A 4,117-nucleotide genomic window follows, 5' to 3' on the forward strand; every position below is an offset into this window, starting at 1 on the left:
CCTGCTCCGTCAGGCGCGAGACAAAACCGCCGCCGCCCAAAATGTGGTTGCCCACCAGCAGGGCAAAGAAGTCGGGGTCGGTGCGCTTGTAGCCGGGCTGGCCGATCAGCACATGGGCCTGGGCCGAGTCAAAGGGCAGGCTCAGGTTTTGGGCGGCAGTCAAAGGGGCCACTTCGGGCACGGGCGGCAGGCTTGGGCAGCCTGATTCGCGGGGCCACTGTGCCAGCAAGCGCTGCACCAAGGCGTCGGCCTGAGCCCGGGTCAAGTCGCCCACCACACTCACCGTGGCGCGGCAAGCGCGCAAGGCTTGGGCATGCAGATTTTTAAGGTCTTGCACGCCGATGCGCGACAAGCTCTCGGGGGTGGTCCGAAAACCATAGGGGTGCGTGCCGTACACCGCCTGCGCAAAGCGCTGCTGCACCACCGTGCCCGGCTTGGTCAAAGATTCGCGGATGGACGCGCTGATGCGTTCTCGGTCACGCAGCCACATGGCTTCGGGGAAAGCCGGGTGGGCCATCTGCCGCGCCGCCAGCGCCACAGCTTTGTCCAGCAAATCGGGGTAGCTCAGGCTGCGCAGGCCAAAGCTCATGCGGTCACCGCCCGCACTGCCCCCAAAGCTGGCCCCCAAATCTGCCCAGGCTTCACCGATCTGGCTTTCATCCAGGGCCAGGGGGTAAGGGCCTTGGCCCTTACCTTGCACTTGTGGCTCGGCAAGGGTGCCATTGGTCATTTGCCCGGTCATGACCGAGGCCAGACCCGCCTGCGCTGCTGGGTCGCGGCGGCTGCCTGCGTCGATGTCGATCTGCACGTCGACCATGGGAATGGCATGACTCTCGACCAAGAACACGCGTGCACCGCTGGGCTGGGTCCAGTGTTGAATGGGCAAGGAGGCGTGCGCCCAGCCCGCCGCGCCCCCACAAGCCAGCACCAAAGCTGTGCGGCACAAAGCCCGTGTGGTCATGGACAAGGTTGGAATCAAAAACATGGGGTGTGGGACTTTCATGGGATGAGCGCGGTTCAATGGCGGGCACCGGGCAGGGCGCGGCGTGCACGGGGCTGACCCGACAAGGGCTGCGGCAGCAAAGTGGCCACGGTGAGGCTGTCGTCAACAAAATACTTTTGCGCCACAGCCTGCACTTGGGCGGGCGTGACTTGTCGCAACCGGGCGATCAATTGCGCCCCGTATTCGGGTGGCAAGCCCAACGTCCAGGCTACACCCAGCTCGCGTGCTTGGTTAAAAACCGAATCAAGTTTGTAAATTTCGCTGGCCACCCATTGGGTTTTGACGCGCTGCAGCTCCGCGTCGTTCACGCCTTCGGTGGCCACGCGCTGCACCTGGGCTCGTAAGGCGGCTTCGAGTGCTTGCGGCGTTTGGCCTTTGGCGGGCACACCCTCCAGGTAAAAGAACTGCGGACCCCGGCCCATGAGGCCGTTGTAAGCCCCCGCGCTGTCGGCCAGGCGGTTTTCACCCTGCGTCAGTGCACGCTCCAGACGGGCGCCGCTGTAGCCATCGAGCACAGCCGCTAAAACCGTCAAGGCCAAGGCGTCCTGGTGTTCGGGGGTGTCAGCCAAACTGGACAAGCGCGGCACTTTGAAGGCCAGTGTCACATAGGACTGCTCGGCCGGCGCTTTGAAGTCAAAACGGCGCAAGCCTTGCTGGGCAGGTTCGACCTGAGGTTTGCGCTCAGGCACGGCGCGGGCGGGGATCGCGCCATAGTATTTTTCGGCCAGCGCCTTGACTTGCAGCGGGTCGACATCACCGGCCACCACCACCACCGCATTGGTGGGCGTGTACCACTTGCGGTAAAAATCTCGGGCGTCTTGCGCTGTCATGGCTTCCAAATCGCTCATCCAACCGACGATGGGGCGGCGGTAGGGCGAAGCCGACAAGGCGGTGGCCGAGAGCATTTCGTGCAATTGGGCGCGGGGGTTGTCATCGGTGCGCAGGCGGCGCTCTTCTTTCACCACCTCCAGCTCTTTGGCAAATTCGGCATCGGGCCACTGGTTGTTGGCAAAGCGGTCTGACTCCAGACGCATCACGGCTTCGAGTTGGTTGGATGGAATTTGCTGGTAATAACCGGTGTAGTCCTTGGCCGTGAAGGCGTTTTCGCGCCCGCCCAAAGCGGCCACGCGGCGCGAGAATTCACCCACAGCCAAGGTGGGCGTGCCTTTGAACAGCATGTGCTCCAGCACATGGGCCACGCCGCTGGTGCCATCCACCTCGTCCATGGAACCCACGCGCAACCAAACCATGTGCACCGCAGTCGGGGCGCGCCGGTCGGGCTTGACCCACAGCGCCATGCCGTTGGCCAAGGTGAAGGTTTGAACTTGGGCCTGCGCCGTTTGGCCTGACGGTGACGCGTCGCTTGCCAGGGTTTGGGGGGCCTGCGCTGACACGTGACAAGCCGTCGCCAGCAAGGCGGTGGCGAAAGAAAATCCCAAGAGAAAGTTTGGTTTCATAGAATGCATGATCCATTAAATCCAAGACATGTTCAGCTTCTTCAAAAAAAAATCCCCACCTGCCGAGGTCCCATCGGCACCAGCAAGTCCAGCCTTGCCCCTTGCAGCCGCTGAAACGCCCGCTGAACCAGCGCCGAAAACAACGGATGCTGGCCAGCAAGCCCCGGCCGCTGCAGCGCCTAAGGCTTTGGCCTGCCCGACAACGCCTGAGGCCAGCTTGGTGCCGCCCGCTGCAACAATCCCTGCAGCCCCAGTCACACCCCCCGCCACGGCTGCTCGCCAGGGCTGGATGGACCGCCTCAAAGCGGGCCTGCGCAAGACCGGCTCCAGCATCACCACGGTCTTCACCGGCACACGCATCGACGACGAACTCTATGAAGAGCTGGAAACCGCCCTGCTGGTGGCCGACACCGGTGTCAAAGCCACCGAGCACTTGCTGCAAGACCTCAAGCGCCGCGTGAAAGACGCCAAGGCCACCGAGCCGTCCCAGGTCAAAACCTTGCTGACCGACGCCATCACCGACTTGCTGCTGCCCCTGCAAAAACCTTTGGCCATTGGCGACCACCAGCCCACGGTGATCATGGTGGCCGGCGTCAACGGTGCAGGCAAAACCACCTCGATTGGCAAACTGACCAAGCACCTGGCCGACGAAGGCCTGAGTGTGCTGTTGGCCGCAGCCGACACCTTCCGCGCTGCAGCCAAAGAGCAGCTGGCTGTTTGGGCCACCCGAAACACGGTCGAAATCGTCAGCCAACAAGGCGGTGACCCCGCCGCTGTGAGCTTTGACGCGGTGAGCGCTGGGCGCGCCCGGGGGCGCGATGTGGTCTTGGTCGACACTGCAGGCCGCTTGCCCACCCAAACGCACTTGATGGAAGAGCTGAAAAAGATCAAGCGCGTGGTGCAAAAGGCCGATGGCACCGCCCCACACGAGGTGCTGCTGGTGATTGACGGCAACACCGGGCAAAACGCGCTGGCCCAGGTCAAGGCCTTTGACGACACGCTGGGCCTGACGGGCCTGATCGTCACCAAGCTGGACGGTACCGCCAAGGGCGGGGTGCTTTGCGCCATTGCCCGCGAAAAGCCGATTCCGGTGTATTTCATTGGCGTGGGCGAAAAGCTGGAAGACCTGGAAACCTTCAACGCGCGTGAATTTGCCCAAGCTCTTTTGAGCTGAATGCGCCGTGGCACAGCCGGGGCAAACGCCAGGGCATCCCACTTGGCTGTGATTGCCTGTTGTCTGATCCATGTCATTGAGCGCATGCCACTGCCCCTTCAAAATCGTGGAAAACCCTGATCCCTTTAAGGCATCCAAGGGCCCGCTTTAGCACTCTCCCATGTGGAGTGCTAAAATTCACACATTCTGAAAGGAGTTCTGGTATGAACATTCAAACTGGTTCCCCCGCCACAGCCATCACGCTGAGCAACCCTTGGGCGGTCGTGCCCTCGCTCGGCCACCTCGACGCCTACATCTCTGCGGTCAACCGCATGCCCATGCTCAGCCTCGAGGAAGAGCAAGCGGCAGCCCGCCAACTCAAAGCCAACGACGACCTCGAAGCCGCCCGCAAGCTGGTGCTCTCGCACCTGCGTTTGGTGGTGTCGGTGTCGCGCCAATACTTGGGCTACGGCCTGCCACACGGCGACCTGATCCAGGAAGGCA

The 4,117-nt window shown here is 62.6% G+C and carries 4 protein-coding genes; 2 read left to right on the forward strand and 2 right to left on the reverse strand.

Annotation, left to right across the window (positions count from 1 at the left end):
* Both Q0341_RS08595 and Q0341_RS08600 read right to left on the reverse strand, forming a co-directional pair.
* A partial coding sequence (locus Q0341_RS08595) for a pitrilysin family protein (RefSeq protein WP_299512145.1) occupies positions 1–985 on the reverse strand: 985 nt, incomplete at its 3' end.
* A gap of 32 nt (positions 986–1,017) precedes the next feature.
* The gene (locus Q0341_RS08600) at positions 1,018–2,460 is read right to left on the reverse strand and encodes a pitrilysin family protein (RefSeq protein WP_299512148.1); all 1,443 of its coding nucleotides are present in this window, start codon (positions 2,458–2,460) and stop codon (positions 1,018–1,020) included.
* A gap of 28 nt (positions 2,461–2,488) precedes the next feature.
* Here Q0341_RS08600 and ftsY point away from each other — a divergent pair, with 28 nt between their 5' ends.
* Both ftsY and Q0341_RS08610 read left to right on the forward strand, forming a co-directional pair.
* The gene (gene ftsY, locus Q0341_RS08605; RefSeq protein ID WP_299512150.1) at positions 2,489–3,634 is read left to right on the forward strand and encodes a signal recognition particle-docking protein FtsY; all 1,146 of its coding nucleotides are present in this window, start codon (positions 2,489–2,491) and stop codon (positions 3,632–3,634) included.
* 203 nt (positions 3,635–3,837) lie between these two features.
* Positions 3,838–4,117, forward strand: a 280-nt coding sequence (locus tag Q0341_RS08610) for a sigma-70 factor domain-containing protein (protein WP_299512153.1), incomplete at its 3' end; no start/stop codon positions are given.

It is taken from the genome of uncultured Limnohabitans sp. (assembly GCF_937889215.1).
Classification (GTDB): domain Bacteria; phylum Pseudomonadota; class Gammaproteobacteria; order Burkholderiales; family Burkholderiaceae_C; genus Limnohabitans_A.